Raw genomic sequence first — 20,824 nt, 5'->3', positions numbered from 1 at the left:
AATTATATGTAAATCAGTAAAATATAAGGATAGAAGGATTGTTTATGATTCGTCTGAGAGTTATGATAAAAAGGCGACTAGAAATAGAACACTATTAAATAATAAAAAAAGTTTGCTTATGTTTAAAAAAATGAAAAAGAATAAAGACCTAAGGGAGGATATATGTTAGTTTATTCTGGCTTAAAGAAAGATTTTTTAAGGTCTGTAGAAGAAGACTCTATAGCAGAAGAAATTGAAGAGACAATTTATAACAAGATGCATAAAAAAACAGCTCGTAATGAATTTCGTTCTTGGGAGAATTCATTAGAATACATGTATAAAGTGCTTAATGATGACACAATTCCAGAAAACTCAGGTATTGCTATAGAATATAATATTCCACAAACTTCAAAGAGAGTTGATTTTATTATATCAGGATATGGTGAGAAGAAAGATCCTAATGTAATTATTATAGAGTTAAAGCAGTGGGACAAGGTAGATACAGTAAATGGGCAGGATGCTTTAGTTGAGACCTTTACAGGAGGCGCCATAAGAAAGGTAGTTCATCCATCATATCAGGCTTGGTCATATGCAGCTATGATTTATGATTATAATCAAAATGTGCAGGAAGGTAACATAATTCTTCATCCATGCGCATTTATGCATAATTATAGAAAATCCAATCCAGAAAAATTAGAGGAAAATCAATATAAAGAATACGTTGAGGATGCTCCGATTTTTGGTCGAGGTGAAGTCTATAAATTAAGAGAATTCATCAAAAAATCTGTTAAGATAGGGGATAATAAAGAAGTCCTATACGACATAGATAATGGACGTATAAGACCATCTAAAAGCCTTCAGGATACGATAAATAGTATGTTAAAGGGCAATCAGGAATTTGTTATGCTTGATGAGCAAAAAGTTGTGTATGAGGAAATCTTAAGGGTGGCTAAGCAGTGTATGACAGATTTAAAGAAACGTACGGTGGTTGTAAAGGGTGGTCCAGGCACAGGAAAAACTGTTGTAGCCATTAATTTGCTTGCAAAGCTAACTAATGAAGGTATGTTTGTTCAGTATACCTCTAAGAATAGTGCGCCTAGAGAAGTTTATTCTAAGAAACTTACAGGCTTTAAGAAATCAAGTATTAATAATATGTTTAAGGGTTCAGGTTCTTATGTTGATGTTGATAAAAATGTAATCGATGTTATTCTTAGCGACGAAGCCCATAGACTTAATGAGAAGTCTGGTTTATTCCATAACAAGGGAGAGAACCAGATTAAAGAAATTATAAATGCAAGTTTATGTAGCGTTTTCTTTATAGATGAAAGTCAGAGAGTTACTTTAAGTGATATTGGTTCTATTGGTGAAATCAAGAAATGGGCAGACGAAGAAGATTCTGAAATTCTTGAAATGGAATTGTTGTCTCAGTTTAGATGTAATGGTTCAGATGGCTATCTTGCTTGGCTAGATGATGTGCTAGAAATTAGAGAGACAGCAAATCATGATTTGAAAGATATTGAGTATGATATACAAATCGTTGATGATCCTAATGAAGTAAGAGATATTATCATAGAAAAGAACTTAAATTCTCACAATAGAGCTCGTATGGTTGCAGGCTATTGTTGGGAATGGCTAAAAGATGGTAAAGCAGATACTAACGTGCATGATATCAAGATTGGCGATTTTGAGATGAGCTGGAATCTATCGGATTCTCAGCCATTTGCCCTTTCAGACACTTCAGTTAATGAAGTAGGTTGTATTCATACTTCACAGGGACTTGAGTTTGATTATGTTGGCGTAATTATTGGTGATGATATGCGTTATGAAAATGGGCACATAGTCACAGATTTTACCAAGAGAGCCACAACTGACCAATCTCTTAAGGGTATTAAAAAGCTCTATAAGGAGAATCCAGAGAAAGCTTTATCTGAGGCAGATGAGATTATAAAAAATACCTACAGAACCCTTATGACACGAGGAATGAAGGGTTGTTATGTTTATTGTACTGACAAGAACTTAGCTAATTATTTAAGAGAGTGTCTAAAATAGAATAGTAAGCAAGAACTTACATTAACTAATAGTTGATGTAGGTTCTTTATATTCTTATAAAGGAGTTTAAAATGAACCAAGAAACAATTAACCGTATTAGAAAATTTTCAGAGGACCGCGATTGGGATCAGTTCCACGCACCTGCTAACTTAGCAAAGTCAGTTGTCATTGAGGCAGCAGAGCTTCTAGAGTGTTTTCAATGGGATAACGATAACTACGATTTGCAAAGCGTTAAAGAAGAACTTGCAGACGTACTTATATGTAGCCAGCAGTTACTAGATAAGTTAGGTCTTGATGCAGATGAAATCGTAAATATGAAGATGACACAGAACGAAGCTAAATACCCAGTTGAGAAAGCTAAGGGTAAGGCTTTAAAGTACGACCAACTTTAAGAAGAGTATAATAGAATAATTAAATTTTATAGAGACCGATTTACTATATCAGTAAATTGGCCTCTTTTGGTATTGTAGCTGCAATCATGGCTTTTGATCGGTGCATCCGCAATCAGATGGAGCTGCAGGGGAGTGTTTATGATGAGCGCAGCCTGTTGGTTCTGTAGATTGTTGGTGTATTATCTTCAAAAAAGCGTTGACATTTCATTTAGAAATGCTATAATATACTTACCTAAAAGGTAAGTTTTTAACAGGGAGGTGATCCTGTTCTGAACGTTGAGTATGAAGATAATGAGGTCAAAGAACTATTTGACGATTTGAATGATGTTCGTAATTCTAAAAACTTAATGAAAAAGGAAATCGGTGCAGAATTAACGAAGGCTGTTAAGAAACGATATAATCAAATTGTTGCGTTTACCTCGTTTTCAGCACTTCGACAATCTGGAATAGGAAAAATGGAATCCTTGGAGGGCGACCGAAAGGGGTCATATTCATTAAGGGTTTCCGCAAACTATCGCTTGATTGTTAAACCAAAAGCAAAAGATTTAAGTGCAGAAAGCCTTAAGAGTTGCGACACACTAATTATCGAAGGGGTGATTGATTATCATGGTAAAGGAAAAAAATTTAGTTGGATTATCCCGTGATTATATTATTCATCCGGGAGAGACATTAGCGGAAGTACTTGAAGACAGGGAGATGTCGCAAAGGGAACTTGCTGTCAGAACTGGAATGACTGAAAAGCATATCAGTACAGTTATTCATGGACAGAAGGGCATATCAGCTGCTTTTGCAAGAAAGTTAGAGTATGCTTTGGGAATTGAGACATCTTTTTGGATGAATCTTCAAGCAAACTACGACCGTGAATTACTTGAGTTTGAGGAAGTGAATAATATCACTGAAGCCGAATTAGGCGTTCTGAAAAATCTTAAGGAAGTTATAGAAGTTTGGACGTCTTTTGGATGGCTTGATAAAGAAACGAATCCTGCCGCAATGGTGCTGGATTTTCGGATGATTTTTGGTATTAGTAATCTGCTCGATACTCCAAAAATTTCATATGCAGCTGCTTACCGTGCTCAAAATAAAAATGTAGATCCGTATGTACTATTTGCATGGCAAAGAATGTGTGAGCTTCTTACAAAGAACATCGAAATAGCAGATGAAGTAGACACGGAAAAGCTAAGAGAGATGATACCTGATATTAAACAGGTAATGTTCATGAGGGCAAATCAAATTCAGAAGAAATTGACTGCTATTTTTTCTGAATGTGGAATTGCTTTTAGAATTGTTCCAAACTTTACTGGTGCGCCGGTGCAGGGCTTTATTAAGAAAACAGAAGATGGGGCATTAATTCTATGTATGACATTGAGACAAAAGTTTGCTGATATCTTTTGGTTTACGTTGTTTCATGAAATTGCCCATATTTTAAATGGCGACACAAAACATGAATTCATTGATTTTGATTCGGTTTCAGGAGAAGTTGAAGCAAAGGCTGATAGTATGGCAGGCGAGTTCTTAATTGATTCAAAGGCATACAAGAAATTTGTGGCTGCAGAGGGATATAAAAGAGCAAGTGAGATTGAGCGATTTGCAAGCACACAGAATGTGAAAAATTATATTGTCCAAGGTAGGCTTATGAAGGATGAAATAATTCCTTGGAAGGCTCGACCAAGATACGAGTGGGCATAGTATTGATAATGATTTGGTTAAAGGCATCTGTCAACATGGCAGGTGCTTTTATTTTATATTTATTAAAAATCAAAAAAATTAAAATTTGGCAAAGGTTAATTAAATATGTTATAATATAAAAGTTATAAATTTTAAAATGTCAAGTAATACGTTATAAACGCTATATCTAGTTTAAAATTAATGAATTAAATACAATATATATATAACGTGTTGACAAAATTATAATTTGATGATATCTTGTTAAAAGAAGAAAATTAAATTCTTCTAAGGAGGACGTATAATGTCAAGAGTAATAACTAATAAGATTGGGGAAATATTAAGAAAGCAGGGCATTACACAAAAACAACTATCAGTAGATACAGGAATTACAGAGTCTGCAATTTCACGATATATTAAAGGAGAGAGAGTGCCTAGAGAGGAAAACTTAATGAAAATTGCAAAAGCTTTAGGAATAACTACAGATGAATTATTGGATGGTGATATAGATAGAGATCTAGAATTTGCAAAGTCTTTAATTGAAAGAAATGCTTCAAAAATGAGCAAAGAAGAAAAAATGGAAATTATTAAATTATTAATAGATACAGGAGGAAACGATGAAATTAAAAAGTGAAAATTATGAATGGCAGATATAAAATCAGTTAGAGTTTAAGCTTGACTAAAAAAAGCACGTAACAAATAAATTGTCAGTGCTTTAATATGAGTAATCTGATAGACTACTACCTCGCAAGTTGAGTTTACCAGATTCTCAGTAATAATTCAATAAATAATTACTGAGAAGATTTTAAATCATGAAATCTTCTCGATAAGAAAGGAGATTTTTATGAAATACTATAAGATTATAGTTTCAGAAACAGGTAAAAAAGTAAAAGAAGAAAAAAATTATATGAAGTTGATGAATCTTTATTATCTGAAATATACTAACCTGACTTCTAAATGTGGTGAAAAAAATTTACCACAAATTGTATGTAGGACAAAAGTATATCCTGATTATTTGGCATTATATTCACAAAAAAGTACATATTATAAAACAAGAAATACAGCAGTTGTATGGTTTGAATATGATAATACAATTGATGGTAGAAATGGCTTGTTTGAAGCAATTTACTTCAATGACGAAAATACTTTAAAAAAATTCAAAGAAAGGTTTAAAAATGTAAAATTTTTCTTTACGCCAGACTATAGTGAGTGTGGTGATGGGATTGCTATTGATAATGAGTATAGAATATTTAAAGCTAGGGTAGTTGCTATATGGTTAACTACGGAATTAAATGCAGTGGTAATTCCGACAATAACATTTCCGAGTGAAGACAGTTTTAAGTGGTTTTTAGATGGCTTGGAAGAATGTTCGGTTGTTGGTTTTAGTACAAAAGGTTATATGAAAGATGAATATGAGTTGAAGCTTTTAAAGAAGGCCATAAGATATACTGTAGATAAATTGGAAAAGCTCGAAGCAATAATAGTTTATGATGTTTGTGGTGATTATACAACTGCATTAGATGTTTTTGAGTATGCTATAAAAAAAGGCATAAATGTAATTATTCCTCCAAATACTTTAAAAGAGAGAAATATAAAGTTAAAGGAGGAACGAAAAAATGCATATAAGTAACATAGGTCAAGGAACAGGGTGTGGTACAAATTCACAGCTATCATTAAACGAAATGAAAGAACAAATTATTTCTAGTGAAATAGAATTAAATAATTTAAAACAAGAACAATACTTTTTAAAAAACGAATTACCTAAAGATTCACCTATTAAAATTCCTCCAGGAGCTAGTATAAAAGATCAGAATAAAATAGCAGGATATAGGCAGATAAAGTATCAATGGAAACAAGATGGTTATAATTATACTTCAAGATGGCATCAAAGAACTCCTAACGCTCCAGAAGATCAAGGAAATACATGGGTTGTTGAACGAAAAAAGGAAGGTATTGGATACGGACCTAATGCTAGACATAAAGTTGTAGAAGTATTAATTGGAAAAGATAAAAAAGGAAACAATATATGGATAGATAAAGAAAAATGGAATGAGGCAATAAAGGCAAGAAAAAATGGAATGGCGACAAAGAAGCAAAAGGAGATGTTAAAAAATGGACATTGGAAATCTAAAAAATAATTACAAATTGTATGAAGGCTTTGAAGGAGAAGAAGAAATAATACTGTTGATAAAGGAAAATCCTTCCATAAACATTCATATTTGGTGTGGATATTTTGATGAAATATTTAAAGAGGCCAACTTGGAAGGAAAAGGTTGGAAGGGATTTACTAGAGATTATCATCAAGAAGAAGGCGCTTATACATGTGACGATTATGAAATTGATTTAAAAGAATATAAAGAAGATTTATTGCAATATGGTAATAAAAAATTTAAAAATGAAGAGACTAAGGAAGCTTATAATTTAATATTGGATATTTTAGATTATGCAATAAACAACAATTTAACAGTAATAATGGAAGTATCTTAAGTAAAGAAATTTCATCCCATAATAAGTTTCATTTATCACCAACAATTAATTACACAGATTATACAAATTATATTTGGCATGATACTATTTTTGTATCCCAAACGGGCGCTTTATAAGAACTGCGATTTTTAAATTTTAGGATTTATAAATTGATATGAAACTGTTTGGTGAATAAAAATCAAAAACTGACTGGAAAACCGGAGGTTGGCATCGCGTTAAGCGTGTCAGGACCTCTGGTTTTTTTGCTTAGAAGGAGGAAGAACATGTTAGTGAAAGAGATTAAGAAAGTTAGTGTCATCATATCTTTGTTGCTTGCTATTGCAGTGGCTGTGTTAATTCCAAACGCAGCTAGACAACCTGTTACAGACAAGCCCTACTTTCTGTATTTTCTAGGAATTGCAGGGATAATAATCGTATTTTTTTATCTGCTGTCCTTTTTTAGTAATAAGTTATCAGCAAAGTTTGAGAAAAAAGCTCCCCTACTTGCAGGAGGGATACTGTTACTTAGCATTATAAATCTGGTTTGCAGTAAATATGCCCTGTTGCCAGTACTTTTTTTCCCATCTCTAGATAGAGTTTTTGCGGTGTTTGTAAAGGATAGGTCTTTGATTGTGAAATGTATTTTATCATCGGCAAAACTTCTAGGAATAGGATTTTTAGTTGGGGCAAGCCTAGGTTTTATAACTGGTATAGTAGTGGGATTTAATAAGAAATTGGCCTATTGGATAAACCCATTTATCAAAATAATCGGTCCCATACCTGCAACTTCTTGGTCGCCTTTGGTGTTATCGCTTTTTAGCACATCATATCAGGCAGCAGTGTTTATGATAGCCCTAGCGGTGTGGTTCCCGATTACAGTTATGACAAGCAACGGAATTAATAATGTGCAGCAGACTTATTTTGAAGTGGCAGACACTCTAGGGGCTGGTAAGTTCTATAAGATTTTTAAGGTGGGGATACCTGCAGCCTTGCCAAGTGTCTTCTTAGGATTTTTCTATGCAACTACGGGTTCCTTCATCACACTGGTTACGGCTGAGATGTTTGGATGTAAATCGGGAATCGGTTGGTATCTAAATTGGCAAAAAAGCATGATGCTGTATGCCAATGTTTACGCGGGTCTTATTGTATTGGCACTTTTATGTAATTTGATTATTACCCTTTTATTCAAAATAAGAGACAGATTACTTGGATGGCAGAAAGGAGTAATTAAATGGTAGGAGAAATTGTGATTGACCATGTGTCAAAAAGCTTTACAAATCCTGATGGCAGTGAGGTTAAAGCCCTTAATAATGTAAATCTTAAGGTTAAGCCTGGCTCTTTCATATCACTGATTGGACCCTCTGGTTGTGGAAAAACCACCTTGTTAAGGGCAATTTCAGGATTAAACCTTCAAGATACGGGAGTGATACTTCTTGACGGGGAAGAAATAAAAAAACCGGGGCATGACAGGGGATTTGCTTTTCAGCAGGCCAATCTCTATCCATGGTTAACTATAGAGAAAAATATTTCCTTTGGATTAAAGGCAAGGGGAATTTATAAAGAAAAAAAGCAGGATGTTAAGGAATACATAGAGATGGTGGGGCTTAAGGGTTTTGAAAATTCATATCCACATCAGTTATCGGGAGGTATGAATCAGAGGGCTTCTCTTGCAAGGGCTCTAGTAGGACATCCTAAGGTTTTGCTACTTGATGAACCACTTGGCGCACTAGATGCTTTTACTAGGATGAATATGCAGGATGAAATTCTAAGAATTTGGAAGGAGCAGAAAATTACAATTATTATGGTAACTCATGATGTTGATGAGGCTATATATTTGTCAGATCAGGTTGTGATTATGACTCCTCGTCCGGCCAAGATAGAAAAAGTCATAGATATAGAACTTGCTAGACCTAGAGCCAGGGGAAACGAGGACTTTCTCAAGTACAGAACCCAGATACTTAAGATACTTAATTACGCAGGGGAAAATGTTGAACCTGAGTATTATTTATAAAATTTTATGAAATAAAGGGAGAATGAAGGAATTATGATGAAAAAGATGAAGAGATTATGGGCCTTAGTTTTAAGTGTTGTTGTGTTTGCTTCAACACTTGCTGGCTGTGGACAGGGTAAGAAGGAGGCAACAAAGGATAAGAATATTGTTAAGATATTAAACAACAAGGAAAGTTTGTGCCTTGCCCCAGTACACATTGCAATTATTAACGGATATTTTGATGAGGAATTTGCAGCTATTGGACAGGAGTACGAAATTGTAACATCTAATCTGGATACTATTACAGAACAGATTACTAGTGGTGAAATTAATGCAGGTTATGGACTTACAGGAACTTTAATGCAGCCTATTGCCAACGGTCTTGAGATTGCCTATGTTACTGGCCTACATAGAGGATGTACTAAATTTTATTCTAAAAAGGGAACTGGAATAGACAGCCTAGAGGATTTAAAGGGAAAGACAGTAGGTGTTGCATCATTGTCTGATTCAGCAATAATTCAGCTAAAAAGAAAACTTTACCGTCTTGGATTTAAAATAAATGGAAGCGACGCTGATATTCAGTTTGTAACATATGCAATGACAGATCTTCCAACAGCTCTTGATAAGGGCGCAGTTGATGCTATTGGAATTCATGACCCGGTAGCTTATACAGCAGAGAAAAACTATGATTTTAAGAAGATTTTTGATATAGGTATAGATCCGGATTTTTCTGAGGAATACTGCTGCCAGGCTTATGTTTCACAAGATCTTATAGCTAAAAATCCAGAAGGCGCAGCTGCCTATGCAAGAGCAATTCAAAAAGCCGCAGCTTTTGTACAGGCAAATCCACAAGAAGCAGCAAGACTCCAGGTTGCTAATGGATACATGCCTTCAGAAAGCGATGAAGACGTTGTAAAATATGGCGAGATTTTAGCAGGCTTAAACTATGAACCTTCAATTAAACTTGGTAGAGAGACATTTGTGTCTACATTTAGGGACTTACAGGAAACAGGCGACTTAGATCCATCCCTTAACCTTGAAGAATTTACTAAGAAGGTTTATCCAACCTTGGAAAATGTCCCAGAAACTATAATTTATGATAAAGAGAGCAATACATTTAAAGAAAAAGAAAAGGGATGCTGCGGAGATTAATTATATAACTGCCTGTCTTGAATATTAAAAATCAAATTTAACTTCCTAGTAATGTCAGATTAATGCTATAATATCATTAATAGATATTTTTAAGAAAAAATGAGAAATTGAAATACTGGGGAGGGTTTTTATGAAGGCAAATTACGAAAATTGGGTGCCTAAAAGGTTGATTTTTTCGTCTTTTGGAGCCAGTGTCATCGCGGCGTATTTTACATATGCAGGTTATAAGAAGGATATGGTGGAGCTGACTGTGATTTTTGCAATTGTGTCCATTTTATTCCTATTTGCGACCTTTAGGTTAACCTTTATGTACATGGCTTTTTCCTATGATGGGAAGAGGCAGTTATCAAGACGAATTATTGATGGGACAGCAGAGTGCTTAGGAGAGGTGAAAGGTCAGATTTTGGAAGTTGGAGCTGGAAGTGGTGCACTTTCAATTGCAGTGGCTAAGAAAAATCCAGATGCTAAAGTTATTGGTGTTGATAGATGGGGCAAGGAATACGCTGCTTTTTCAAAGGCTTTGTGCGAAGAAAATGCCAAGGCTGAGGGTGTTGGCAACGTGGAATTTAAGCAAGGCAGTGCATCTAGCCTTGATTTTGAAGATGAAGTATTTGACGGGCTTGTGTGTAACTACGTATACAGCAATATTTCTGGATTTAACAAGCAGGAGCTTATCTTAGAGAGTTTACGTACTGTGAAAAAGGGCGGCAAATTCGCAATTCATGATATTATGACCAAGTCGAAATACGGCGACATAGAAAAATTGGTGGACAAATTAAGAGCGGATGGCTATGAAGAAGTTCATCTAATACGCACAGATGAGGGTAGATTTATGAGTAAGTTCGAGGGCTATTTTTGCGGACTAAGAGGATCTATGCTACTTGTGGGAACCAAGTGATATGTCTTTTCTATTATATGGCGTGACCCTAGTGGTTGCGCCTTTTTCTTTTGCTTTACATTGCAAGATTTGCAGTCTAAAATTATGTATATCTTTAATGAAACGGAGGGGAACCATGATAAAAATCATTTCTGATAGCACTTGCGATTTATCTGAAGAACTTTTGAATAAATACGACATTGATATTTTGCCACTTCATGTGGTTATGGGGGATAAGGAGTATATTGATGGTGTCAACATAAGCCCTGATGAAATCTATGTGTGGTCCGATGAACATAAGGAAACTCCTAAGACTTCCGCAGTAGGAATTGGGGAGGCAATCAATCTTTTTAGAAAATATATTGATGCCGGAGAGGAAATAATTGCATTTGCAATTTCTGAGGATATGTCCACAACTGCCAATGTTATGCGTATCGCAGCAGAAGAGTTAGAAAAGGAAGATAAGATTCATGTCATAGACTCTATGAATCTTTCAACAGGTGTGGGGCATCTTGTAGTGGAGGCTGCTATTATGGCTAAAAATGGCGAATCTGCCGAAACTATCGTAAAAGAAATTGAAAAAATGCGACATCGTGTAAGAGCAAGTTTCGTAATCGACACTTTAGTTTATCTTCAAAGAGGCGGCAGGTGCTCAAGCGTCGCAGCTATAGCAGGGGGCTTACTTAAGCTCCATCCAAAGATAGTTGTGGAAAATGGAAAAATGATCGCTAGTAAAAAATACAGAGGTAGCATCGATTCTGCAATTTTGAAATACGTAGTAGACCTAGAAGAAGAGCTAGCTAAGGCAAAGAAAGATAGAGTCTTTATTACACATTCAGGTTGTGATAAAGAACTGATTGCTAAGGTAAGGGAGAAACTAGAAGCCCTAAATAGATTTGATGAGATACTTGTCACAAGAGCAGGAAGTGTAATTTCAAGTCATTGTGGCCCAGGAACACTTGGGGTGCTATTTATGGAGGAGTAATAGTCTTAACAAAATCTAAATTTTTCCTCATCCCTTGTATTCTAAAAATTACGGTATTATTATAAACATAGTTGAGTACAATCTAAATATGCACAATGAATTTAATTAAGAAATGGAGATAACAAATATGCAGAATATCGAGAGAGTATGCCAATTTTTAACAGAAGCAAAGACGTATTATTTAGCAACAGTAGAAGGCAATCAGCCAAGAGTGCGTCCTTTTGGAACAGCTTTATTATGTAATGATAAGCTTTACATCCAGACAGGTAAGGTTAAGGACGTTTCAAAGCAGATTGCAGCTAATCCTAAGGTAGAACTTACAGCTTTTAAGGGTGGCGAATGGATTAGAGTTTGTGGAGAATTAGTAAATGACGATTCAAAAGAAGTAAAGGAAGCAATGCTTGAAGCAATGCCAAGTCTTAAGAAAATGTATAGTGCAGATGATGATAACATGCAGATGTTATATTTTAAAAATGCAAAAGCTACATTTTGTTCATTTACTAGAGAACCAGAAACAATTGAATTCTAATCAAAGATAAACAGCAATAAGATTAGTATTTAATAGAGTGAGCATATAATAGAATATATTAGAGCTGAAGACCCCATACTAAAGTATGGGGCTTTTTATTTATACTAAAAAATATTGCACTTTAATAAAAACAACTCACCTGCATTATTCAACAAAATACCCACCAAAAGAGGGGTGGATAGGGGGATGAGAGGGGGTAATATAAGAAAAGCTTTGCGAAATAAAATACGATTTTAGTATAGTTCGCAAAAAATCTTTAATGTAAGAGTATGGAGGAGAGAAAATGAATAAACTAATGGGAAAGTTTAGGCAGTTAGTGACCTTAGGGTTAGTATTAATTATTGTCATGTCACAATTAGTAGAGTTTAAGACAGATGTATCAGCTAAAGCACCAACTGAGCAAGATATAGGAAAGCTTTATCCAATGACTGATATTAATTCAGGTGATGATAATATAGGGCTTTTTGGAGAAGAGATTGTTAATGTAAAGAATTATTTTGAATTTAGTTCATATGTAACTGGAGTAAATGAAGATGATTATACATATGAAATTAATGTCGTGGCCAATGCTTTAGATATAGCAAAGTTTACAGATTTTAATGTGATATTTAAAGGGAAAATTAATGAGAATTTTGAGTTTGTAAATGGCTCTGAAAAAATCAATGGAGCTACTATTATTTCAGAAAACCTTGGTAGTATTACAGCATCAAGTAGCAACCGTTTACAGGGCAAATTTAAAATTAATGAATCGTCTAGAATAAGATTTAGCTTTCAAGTAAAAGCAAAGGATTCTGCAATGGATAAAGTGCTAAGAGGTGGTGAAACTGCTATTTTTTATGATATGACATATAGGTATACATACGAAAATGCAGTGGGTACTCCTGTAATTAATGTGGTAGGAAAAAATTATACAGTTAATAAAATTAATCTACCAGCTTTTAGGACAGTAGTTGTTAATTATTACAAAGATAAGGTAAGTGATGAAAAGGATGAAGATGGAAACTATAAGTATTATCTAGGAACAGATGATACAACTTACGCTAATATGAAAGTTGGATCAACTATTAATAAATCTGATATAGAGTATAGTGGAAAATTTGTTCCTTATGGATATCAAGATACTGGATTTATTGATGACAATAATGTCAGAACCATTGAGGTTGTAGAAGATGATGATAAAAATGTGGTTAACGTAGTTTATAAGTATAGGGAATATACTGGTTATACAATTGTGTATAACTATAATGATAATGGTGAGTTGCGTTTCATTAATGCAAAATCAAATATGATTTATGTTGGTGATAAGCTTCCATTTAATGATAATTTAGCTGATCCTAATAATGACATTGATTATAATCGACCTGAAGGATATACAGGAAAGGTTGAAATTACAAAATCAGACAATTACACAGGCTATGCCCAAAGCGGTAGCGAGAACAAAGTAGTTGTAGTTTATAATAAACCAGAGGAAAAACCAGAGGGTGTAAATATACAAATTGCCCAGAATATATTTGAATTTTACGGATATTATACTCCTGTGGAGGGCGAGGATTACACATATGATGTTACATATATGATAAATCCTTTAGATATGGAAAAATATTTAGGCATTAATTTAAATCTTAAAGAAATAATTGGAGAAGATTTTGAATTAGTAGAGGGCTCAGAAAAAATTGATGATGTTAGTACTCCAGGTATAATCAAAGTAAATGATTCTAAATTTAGTTATGATATTGGTTTTAATAAGTATCAAAAAAAGCTTAGCTTTAGATTAAAGGCAAAGGAAGATAGTATTGAAAAATTAAATAAGGGCGGAAATTTCTTATTAGCAGCTACTGAAATGTCCTATTATGGAGGCTATTATTTAAAGACACCAAATTCACCTGATTACACAGCTGGAGTTATTCTAGATCCAGGTCTTTATTTAAAACTAGATCCAGTTGCAAAAGAAGAGAACCCAGCTGATATCAAGCCTGAAGAAGAAGCAACAAAGGATGATACTAAGCAATCCGAAACAGAGCAGACTACAAAAGAGCAGGATACAACAGAGCAGGGTGAGATTGCAGCAGACACAGCAACAGTCCTTCCAAGCCCAACAACAAAAGACACAGTAGCACTATCAGATGAGGTAAAGAGTCCAGTAATAGAAGATGCTGGCGAAGTCGCAGCAGACACAAGCAATACAGGCGATAAACAGCAGATGGCACTAGTTGTCTTAGTTCTAATCCTATCAGCACTAGTAATAGTGGCTACTAAGAGACATGAGATAAAAGAAATATAGGAAGAAGAAATACATAATTAATTTATAAATAAGCAAATGAGGACCTAGTCGAGAGACTAGGTCTTTTTGTGTTTAATGAAAGCAAGTATTCCATCTTAAAAGTTGAAAGAAAAGGTTAAAAACTATATAATTAGTATATATAACATTCGTGATAATAGAATATTGAAATCTTGTATTTATACTAATTAAGGAGCATTTATGGCAAATTTTAAAATGGGAGATAAGGTGACACTTATTTCGGATAATAGCATTGAAGGTGCTGTAATTGGAATCTTTCAGGATCAAAAAGAAACAAAGTATACAGTTTATACCAAGAATGGTGATAAAACTTATTATGAATCCCAATTAGAGAAGATAGATTTAGAGTCAAAAAAAGACTATGTAGGTTTTAATACCTTTAATGCTAGGATAACTGCGTCTTTAATTAGAAATCCAGTGGTTTCTTCGCTTTATTCGCTTAACAGTGCAAAAATAAATATAATACCACATCAGTTTAGACCTGTTTTAAAATTTATAAATTCAGATAGACCTCGTTTATTAATTGCTGATGGCGTAGGTGTTGGAAAAACAATTGAAGCAGGATTGATTTTAAAAGAACTTGAGGCAAGAAGTAATATTAATTCAGTTTTGATTATATGTCCGCGTCCACTTATAGCTGAACGTAAGTGGGAATTGGAAATGAAAAGATTTGATGAATCATTTGAACCTATAGATGGTGATAAATTTAAGTTTTGCCTTAGTCAAATGGATTTAGAGGGAGAATGGCCGGAAAAATATAGTAAAGCAATTATTCCTTTTTCTTTATTTGATAAAAATAAAGTAGAGGGTTCAGATGAATATAAAAGAAAGACAAAAGCATTATTAGAAGTTGATCCACCTAAATTTGATTTAGTAATAGTTGATGAGGCGCATCATATTAGAAATACAGAAACTTATGCTTATAAAGCAGTTGAAACCTTTGTAGATAATGCGGAGGCAGTAGTATTCCTTACAGCTACACCAGTACAGCTTGAAGCAGATGATTTATATACACTTTTAAAACTTTTAAGACCAGATTATGTGATTGACAAAAATACTTTTCAACAAATGTCAGAACCAAACGTATTTATAAATTCTGCATCAAGAATAATAAGAGCTAGAGGAGATAATTGGCAGGAAGAAGCACTAGAAAATATAAATAAAGCGTGCAATACCGCTTGGGGAAGAAAAATATTTAGTGATAACCCTGATGTAAAGGACATTATATCAAAATTAAAAAGTAATGAAATTAAAATAGAAGATACCGTTAAGTTAATAACAGATGTTGAAAATATGCATACATTTTCAAATGTTATTAATAGAACGAGAAGAAGGGATATTGGACGTTATACAACGAGAGATTCGCAAACAGTTGAAATTCAATTTACATCTGCACAAAAAATGTTACATGATGCAATTTTGAAAATAATACATGAAATGTTATCAATAATACATATGACAGAGAATACGATGTTTATGATGACAACTATACGACGCCAAGTAGCAAGTTGCTTATTTGGTCTTGTTCCCATGCTTGAAGAGTTATTAAGAAGGCATGAGAATGAATTAATTTTTGAATTTGATGAAGGCTATGATTCTGTTGATAATTCTTCAATTTTAAGTGACTTAGAAATTAATACAAGAATAAATCAGATTATTACTTTAGCTAAGAATTTACCGGAAGAAGATCCTAAATATGATGCAATGCTACAAATTATCGAAAAGAAACAGCAATCTGAAAAAAATAAGGTAATGATTTTTAGTAGCTTTAGACATACATTGAATTATCTTTATAAGAGATTAATTAGTGATGGCTACAGAGTAGGTTTAATTCATGGCGGAGTAAAAGATAGTGATAGACTAGAATTAAGAGAAAGATTTGATCCATCAATTACAGATATTAGTTCTTCAAACGCTATAGATATTATGTTATTTTCTGAAGTTGGTACAGAAGGATTAGATTACCAATTTTGTGATTGCATGATTAATTATGATTTGCCTTGGAATCCTATGAGAATAGAACAGAGAATTGGTCGTATTGATAGAAATGGTCAAACAAGTGAGAAAGTTAATATTTATAATCTAATAACTCCAGGAACAATTGATGCAGACATATATGATAGATGTTTATTAAGAGTGGGAGTATTTAAAGAATCAATAGGTGATTGTGAAGATATATTAGGTGGTGTTACTAAGGAAATAAATAAAATAGCTACTAATTTTGATATGTCAGACGAAGAAAGAAGAGATGCCCTACAGCAAATGACAGACAACAGGGTTCGTTTTATACAGGAAGAAGAAAAATTAGAAGAAAAACAAAGGGAGCTTTTTGGAATAAATATAGATAGTGCAGAATTTGATAAAAAATTAGATAATGCTAAGAATTATTGGCTATCACAAGATATGATAGAAAATTTAGTAGAGGAATTTTTAAATGAAATTTTAGAAAAACCAGCAGAGTATCTTTTAGGTGAAAAGAATATAAAAAACCTTAGATTATCACAGGAAGCAAGAAAAGTATTATTAGATGATTTTAAAGGCAGACATTATAAAAAGAATAAACTGGTAAGAGCATATGAGAAGTATTTAAAAGGTGAAGGGACTTTTTGGAAGGTTACTTTTAGTTCAGAAGCTGGTTTAGAGGATATGAATCTTAATTTGATTAATACAACTCATCCTATGGTTAGACAGGCAGCAGAATTTTTAGAAAGCAATAAGAAAACTATTTGTCGTATTAAAGTAACAACTGATGATATAAAAGAGGGTGTTTATCATTTTATTCTATATCAATGGGTAATAGTTAGCGACAAGAAAGATATAGAGATTAGAGTTTTATCGGAAAACTCTGATTTAGACAATGCAATATTTGGCTTTTTAAAAAATTGTGAGGATGATAATGAAGAGTATGAAGATCCATTTGATTGGAAAGAATTAGAAGAGAAAAGTCATGATATTTGGAAAAATGAAATAGAGAAAAATAAAGCAAAAACAGAGGAAAGAATCAAGTATAGAGAAACAAGTCTTTATACTAGCACTATGGCACGTATTGCAATGCTTGAGGATCAAAAATTAAATTCTAACAATTCTGGTGAAGTATATTTAAGATTAACAGAAGGAAAAATAAATAAGGCAAAGAATGATTACAAGTTTCTTTATGATGAATTACAAGAAAAGAAGAAAAAAGCGGATATATTTTCGGAAGTATTATGTTATGGAATCTTAAGAGTTGAGAATAGTAAATGATAAAAGATTATGGAGTTGTCTATGGATTTTTATGAACAATTAAGAAAAGATAATATATTAGATTTTGGAAGAAAAGCGAGTGATACTCTTTCTTTGGCTGCAAACCAATATAGTGATAGAACTCATTTTTTATTTGAAATTTTACAAAATGCTGAAGATGCAATGGCTAGTAAAATTAAATTCATTTTGTTTAAGGATAGATTTGAGATTAGACATGATGGTCGCCCATTTAATGAAAAAGATGTTATTGGTATCTGCGGTATGATGGCTAGTACAAAAAAAGAAGATTACAGTGATGAAGGCACTAAGATTGGACACTTTGGAATAGGGTTTAAAGCGGTATATGGTTATACAGAAACACCAGTAATTTATTCATCTAAGTATCATTTTAGAATTGAGGAATATGTAAAACCTTATGAGGTGGAAGCAGATCCTAATTTAGATGACTTAGAAACTAAAATCGTGTTGCCTTTTAATAAAGCAAGCGTACCTAAAGAAATTTGTTATGAAGAAATTCATAAAGGTTTAAAGAAGAAAATGAATTCTGATAGCTTATTGATTTTAAAAAATATTAGAGAGATACATATAATTATAGATGGTACAGAAGAGGAAATTAATGTTGATAAGGAAATGAGACAAAAGGATGGCAGTGGAAATGTTTTCGATGTCAATATTCGTACAGAAAATGTAGATGGTAAAAAGAATGAAGAGGACGAAAAGAATTATTTATTATTTACAGATGCGGAAAAAGAAGCTGTAACAATTTTATTTAGTGTAGATGGTAAGGAAATTAAGGAAATAAGAAATAGCTTAATTTATGCTTATTTTCCTACAGCTAAGGAGTCCCATCAAAATTTTATTATTCATGCACCATTTGATACAACACCAGCAAGAGATAACTTAATAGCAGTAACACAAGCAGCAAACAGAAACAAAATGTTTGTAAAAAATTTATCTAGATTAATTCAATTTGCTTTTATTTGGATGAAAGATAATGGATATTTAAATCTAGACGTTTTAAATAAAGTTTATCCAATATATAAGTATGATGAAGAAGATTTGTTTTATGACATTTATGTAAATAGTGTCGATTTTATTCAATCAGGAGAAAGAATTTTACCAACAAATAAAGAAGGCGTATTCAAAAATATAAAAGAAATCTTGGTACCTGAATCGCGTAGCATAGTAGATGTATTTGATGATGAAGATATGCATTTTTTACTTGGAGATAGAGATTTGTATTGGATGGCTAAAGATATAACTAGTAGCAGGTATTCAGAATTTAGAGAATATTTGAATACAAATTTTAAATTTAGAGTATGTAGTTGGAAGGAATTAGTAGTAAACTTAAATGCTATATTTTTAAAAACTAAAAATGTATCTTGGTTTGAAAATCTGTTTTCATCCATAGAGAATATGTGCTATAAAACAGCTAATAAATCAATTTCAATTAATGCGCTAAGTATCCCTTTTGTCAGAACAAGCGCAGGTGAGCAAATTACAGCACAAAAAGAAGGCAAGTATCAGGTGTATTTAAATAATCCTGAGATAGCTAAATATAGAATTGATAGCAAGTTTCTTGATAATGATATTGTTTACAATTTTTACAATAGAGTGTTACACATTCCTGAATACAATATAGAGCGTGAGGTTGTAGATAAAATACTACCTAAATATCTCTCTAGAAGTGTATCTTTTAATACAACTAATCACATAAAGGAAAATATAAACGATTTAGCAACTATAAAAGAGGCTTTAAAAACCAATATTGGACTTAAAGAAAAAATAAAAGAATATTATATTGTAACTGATGGGAATGAGTGGTTTAAACCGGAGGAACTTCATATAAAGTCCACAGATGTTAGAACGGGATATAAGCTTTTATCAGATTTACAGGATATAAAATATTTATCTAATAAATATTTTGATGATACTGTGTTAGAAGTAAATTTGGATGACAATTTTTTTAAAACATTGGGTTGTTCTGAAGGTCTGAAAAAAACAGAAATTGATAGAGAACATTATTTAAGATTAGTAAGACAATATGATGGTGCGGGAAAAATGAGAGAAATACAAACTAAGATTTTGTATAAGAATTATATTTCTAATGATTTTTGGAATGTATATTATGATCAATTTGAGTTGCTGTTTAAGAACATGACTAAAGAAAAGTCAAAACTAATATTTGAATTTTTAAATGCCCACACTAATGATTTTTTAATAAAAGATAGGTTACTTGGAGCTGATGATAGAAATTATGACGGTAGAAATGTTGATGCCATGGAAATATATTCAGCAGTGGGTTTAATTCTTAGTAGAGAAAAATGGATATATAAAGAGGATGAAGATAGAATATATTCACCTGGAGAACTTAACAAAGAAGAAATAGCAGATGAATATTCACGTTATAAAAGAATAATTGACGTATTACCTTTTAAAAAAGATAGCGAATTATTAGTACAGTCATTTAAGGCATTTGGTATTGATAATGAAACGAGTAAGCAATTTATAGAAATGATTATGAATGATAATGGTAGCCAAATAAAAGAAATGTTGCAAACGTATAATAAAGCTAAGGCTAAAAGAGATGCAAAAGCAAAAAAGGAATCCGATTTAAAAAGCTTATTAGGACAAGCAGATAAGTCTCAAAGGGATGTTTATAATGATGAAACAGATTTTGAAGTTAGAAGTATTTCAGAGCGAGGCTTAAAAAAGCGTGAAGCTAATTTGGAAAAAGAATTTTTGAATTCCATGAAAAATGAGGACTATCTTGGCAGAGGCGTTGTATTTACAAGAAGAGAATCCAATAAAGAAGAAAAACTTTTCTTAGAAAGTGAATATGGAGGATATTGTCAGATATGTAAAACAAGAATAAAGAAGTGGAATGGAGATTCGTATTTTGAAGCTATTAATATAGTAAAAGCAAATGATTTACAAGAGCATATGACTAAGAGTTTTAATTTGGGTTGGAATTCGTTAAGTTTATGTCCTAATTGTGCAGCTAAATATAATTATTGTTCTAAGGTTATATCAGGATTATATGATCAAGTTATGCAGACTCAAATTGAAGTAGATTCTGATGAACCGATAAAAATAAAGGTGGAAATCCCTGAGGGAGAAGAAGTTGTTATTAAATATAGTCCAAGACATTTTCTAGCTTTAAAGAGAGCATTTGAAATATATGCAGGAGAGTAAGGTGTT

17 protein-coding genes are annotated in these 20,824 nt (G+C 32.7%); all 17 read left to right on the top strand.

The annotated features are described in order from the left end of the window. The first annotated feature begins 162 nt into the window (after positions 1 to 162). The 17 genes from T537_RS0110715 (at position 163) to T537_RS0110635 (ending at position 20,818) form a co-directional block, all read left to right on the top strand. On the top strand, positions 163 to 2,028 hold the full coding sequence (locus tag T537_RS0110715; RefSeq protein WP_031557860.1) for a DUF2075 domain-containing protein: 1,866 nt from the start codon (positions 163 to 165) through the stop codon (positions 2,026 to 2,028). A 71-nt stretch (positions 2,029 to 2,099) separates the two neighbouring features. Beyond that, a complete protein-coding gene (locus tag T537_RS0110710) occupies positions 2,100 to 2,420 on the top strand; it encodes a nucleotide pyrophosphohydrolase (protein ID WP_027430166.1) in 321 nt (106 codons plus the stop codon). Between the two features lie 317 nt (positions 2,421 to 2,737). After that, entirely contained in the window at positions 2,738 to 3,064 is a 327-nt protein-coding gene (locus T537_RS0110705; RefSeq protein WP_051637227.1) for a type II toxin-antitoxin system RelE/ParE family toxin, read from the top strand. After that, positions 3,027 to 4,106 (top strand): HigA family addiction module antitoxin, encoded by a 1,080-nt coding sequence (locus T537_RS0110700; RefSeq protein ID WP_031557855.1) that lies wholly within the window; start codon positions 3,027 to 3,029, stop codon positions 4,104 to 4,106. The genes T537_RS0110705 and T537_RS0110700 overlap by 38 nt, the downstream gene beginning before the upstream one ends. Positions 4,107 to 4,386: 280 nt before the next feature. Continuing rightward, a complete protein-coding gene (locus T537_RS0110695; RefSeq protein ID WP_031557852.1) occupies positions 4,387 to 4,716 on the top strand; it encodes a helix-turn-helix domain-containing protein in 330 nt (109 codons plus the stop codon). Between the two features lie 210 nt (positions 4,717 to 4,926). Further along, a complete protein-coding gene (locus T537_RS0110690) occupies positions 4,927 to 5,712 on the top strand; it encodes a DUF4417 domain-containing protein (protein ID WP_031557849.1) in 786 nt (261 codons plus the stop codon). Beyond that, entirely contained in the window at positions 5,699 to 6,220 is a 522-nt protein-coding gene (locus T537_RS0110685) for a hypothetical protein (RefSeq protein WP_197018741.1), read from the top strand. Before T537_RS0110690 ends, T537_RS0110685 begins: the two co-directional genes overlap by 14 nt. Then, positions 6,195 to 6,569, top strand: a complete 375-nt coding sequence (locus T537_RS0110680; protein WP_031557844.1) for a hypothetical protein — start codon at positions 6,195 to 6,197, stop codon at positions 6,567 to 6,569. The genes T537_RS0110685 and T537_RS0110680 overlap by 26 nt, the downstream gene beginning before the upstream one ends. A 263-nt stretch (positions 6,570 to 6,832) precedes the next feature. Continuing rightward, on the top strand, positions 6,833 to 7,786 hold the full coding sequence (locus tag T537_RS0110675) for an ABC transporter permease (protein WP_034244686.1): 954 nt from the start codon (positions 6,833 to 6,835) through the stop codon (positions 7,784 to 7,786). Continuing rightward, positions 7,780 to 8,559, top strand: coding sequence for an ABC transporter ATP-binding protein (locus T537_RS0110670; protein ID WP_031557839.1), 780 nt, complete (start codon positions 7,780 to 7,782; stop codon positions 8,557 to 8,559). The genes T537_RS0110675 and T537_RS0110670 overlap by 7 nt, the downstream gene beginning before the upstream one ends. Positions 8,560 to 8,592: 33 nt before the next feature. Continuing rightward, on the top strand, positions 8,593 to 9,690 hold the full coding sequence (locus T537_RS0110665) for an ABC transporter substrate-binding protein (protein ID WP_081823293.1): 1,098 nt from the start codon (positions 8,593 to 8,595) through the stop codon (positions 9,688 to 9,690). Positions 9,691 to 9,820: 130 nt separating this feature from the next. Further along, positions 9,821 to 10,588, top strand: a complete 768-nt coding sequence (locus T537_RS0110660; protein WP_031557834.1) for a class I SAM-dependent methyltransferase — start codon at positions 9,821 to 9,823, stop codon at positions 10,586 to 10,588. Positions 10,589 to 10,703: 115 nt separating this feature from the next. Continuing rightward, a complete protein-coding gene (locus T537_RS0110655; RefSeq protein WP_031557832.1) occupies positions 10,704 to 11,552 on the top strand; it encodes a DegV family protein in 849 nt (282 codons plus the stop codon). A gap of 136 nt (positions 11,553 to 11,688) precedes the next feature. Next, positions 11,689 to 12,081 (top strand): pyridoxamine 5'-phosphate oxidase family protein, encoded by a 393-nt coding sequence (locus T537_RS0110650; RefSeq protein WP_031557829.1) that lies wholly within the window; start codon positions 11,689 to 11,691, stop codon positions 12,079 to 12,081. 283 nt (positions 12,082 to 12,364) lie between these two features. Beyond that, a complete protein-coding gene (locus T537_RS0110645) occupies positions 12,365 to 14,362 on the top strand; it encodes a hypothetical protein (RefSeq protein ID WP_031557827.1) in 1,998 nt (665 codons plus the stop codon). A gap of 198 nt (positions 14,363 to 14,560) precedes the next feature. Beyond that, complete coding sequence (locus T537_RS0110640) at positions 14,561 to 17,623, top strand: DEAD/DEAH box helicase (protein ID WP_051637225.1); 3,063 nt, start codon at positions 14,561 to 14,563, stop codon at positions 17,621 to 17,623. A gap of 21 nt (positions 17,624 to 17,644) precedes the next feature. After that, entirely contained in the window at positions 17,645 to 20,818 is a 3,174-nt protein-coding gene (locus T537_RS0110635) for a sacsin N-terminal ATP-binding-like domain-containing protein (protein ID WP_031557823.1), read from the top strand. Positions 20,819 to 20,824: the final 6 nt, after the last annotated feature.

The sequence above is a fragment of the Lachnospira multipara LB2003 genome, assembly GCF_000702205.1.
Lineage (GTDB): Bacteria > Bacillota > Clostridia > Lachnospirales > Lachnospiraceae > Lachnospira > Lachnospira multipara_A.
Note: the sequence above shows the minus strand (reverse complement) of the source record. Positions and strands in the feature narration are given on the sequence as shown.

Excerpts from the sequence above, each read along its gene's own strand:
- T537_RS0110715 (WP_031557860.1), top strand. The coding sequence starts at position 163 with ATGTTAGTTTATTCTGGCTTAAAGAAAGATTTTTTAAGGTCTGTAGAA.
- T537_RS0110710 (WP_027430166.1), top strand. The coding sequence starts at position 2,100 with ATGAACCAAGAAACAATTAACCGTATTAGAAAATTTTCAGAGGACCGC.
- T537_RS0110700 (WP_031557855.1), top strand. The coding sequence starts at position 3,027 with ATGGTAAAGGAAAAAAATTTAGTTGGATTATCCCGTGATTATATTATT.
- T537_RS0110695 (WP_031557852.1), top strand. The coding sequence starts at position 4,387 with ATGTCAAGAGTAATAACTAATAAGATTGGGGAAATATTAAGAAAGCAG.
- T537_RS0110690 (WP_031557849.1), top strand. The coding sequence starts at position 4,927 with ATGAAATACTATAAGATTATAGTTTCAGAAACAGGTAAAAAAGTAAAA.
- T537_RS0110685 (WP_197018741.1), top strand. The coding sequence starts at position 5,699 with ATGCATATAAGTAACATAGGTCAAGGAACAGGGTGTGGTACAAATTCA.
- T537_RS0110680 (WP_031557844.1), top strand. The coding sequence starts at position 6,195 with ATGGACATTGGAAATCTAAAAAATAATTACAAATTGTATGAAGGCTTT.
- T537_RS0110675 (WP_034244686.1), top strand. The coding sequence starts at position 6,833 with ATGTTAGTGAAAGAGATTAAGAAAGTTAGTGTCATCATATCTTTGTTG.
- T537_RS0110670 (WP_031557839.1), top strand. The coding sequence starts at position 7,780 with ATGGTAGGAGAAATTGTGATTGACCATGTGTCAAAAAGCTTTACAAAT.
- T537_RS0110665 (WP_081823293.1), top strand. The coding sequence starts at position 8,593 with ATGATGAAAAAGATGAAGAGATTATGGGCCTTAGTTTTAAGTGTTGTT.
- T537_RS0110660 (WP_031557834.1), top strand. The coding sequence starts at position 9,821 with ATGAAGGCAAATTACGAAAATTGGGTGCCTAAAAGGTTGATTTTTTCG.
- T537_RS0110655 (WP_031557832.1), top strand. The coding sequence starts at position 10,704 with ATGATAAAAATCATTTCTGATAGCACTTGCGATTTATCTGAAGAACTT.
- T537_RS0110645 (WP_031557827.1), top strand. The coding sequence starts at position 12,365 with ATGAATAAACTAATGGGAAAGTTTAGGCAGTTAGTGACCTTAGGGTTA.
- T537_RS0110640 (WP_051637225.1), top strand. The coding sequence starts at position 14,561 with ATGGCAAATTTTAAAATGGGAGATAAGGTGACACTTATTTCGGATAAT.
- T537_RS0110635 (WP_031557823.1), top strand. The coding sequence starts at position 17,645 with ATGGATTTTTATGAACAATTAAGAAAAGATAATATATTAGATTTTGGA.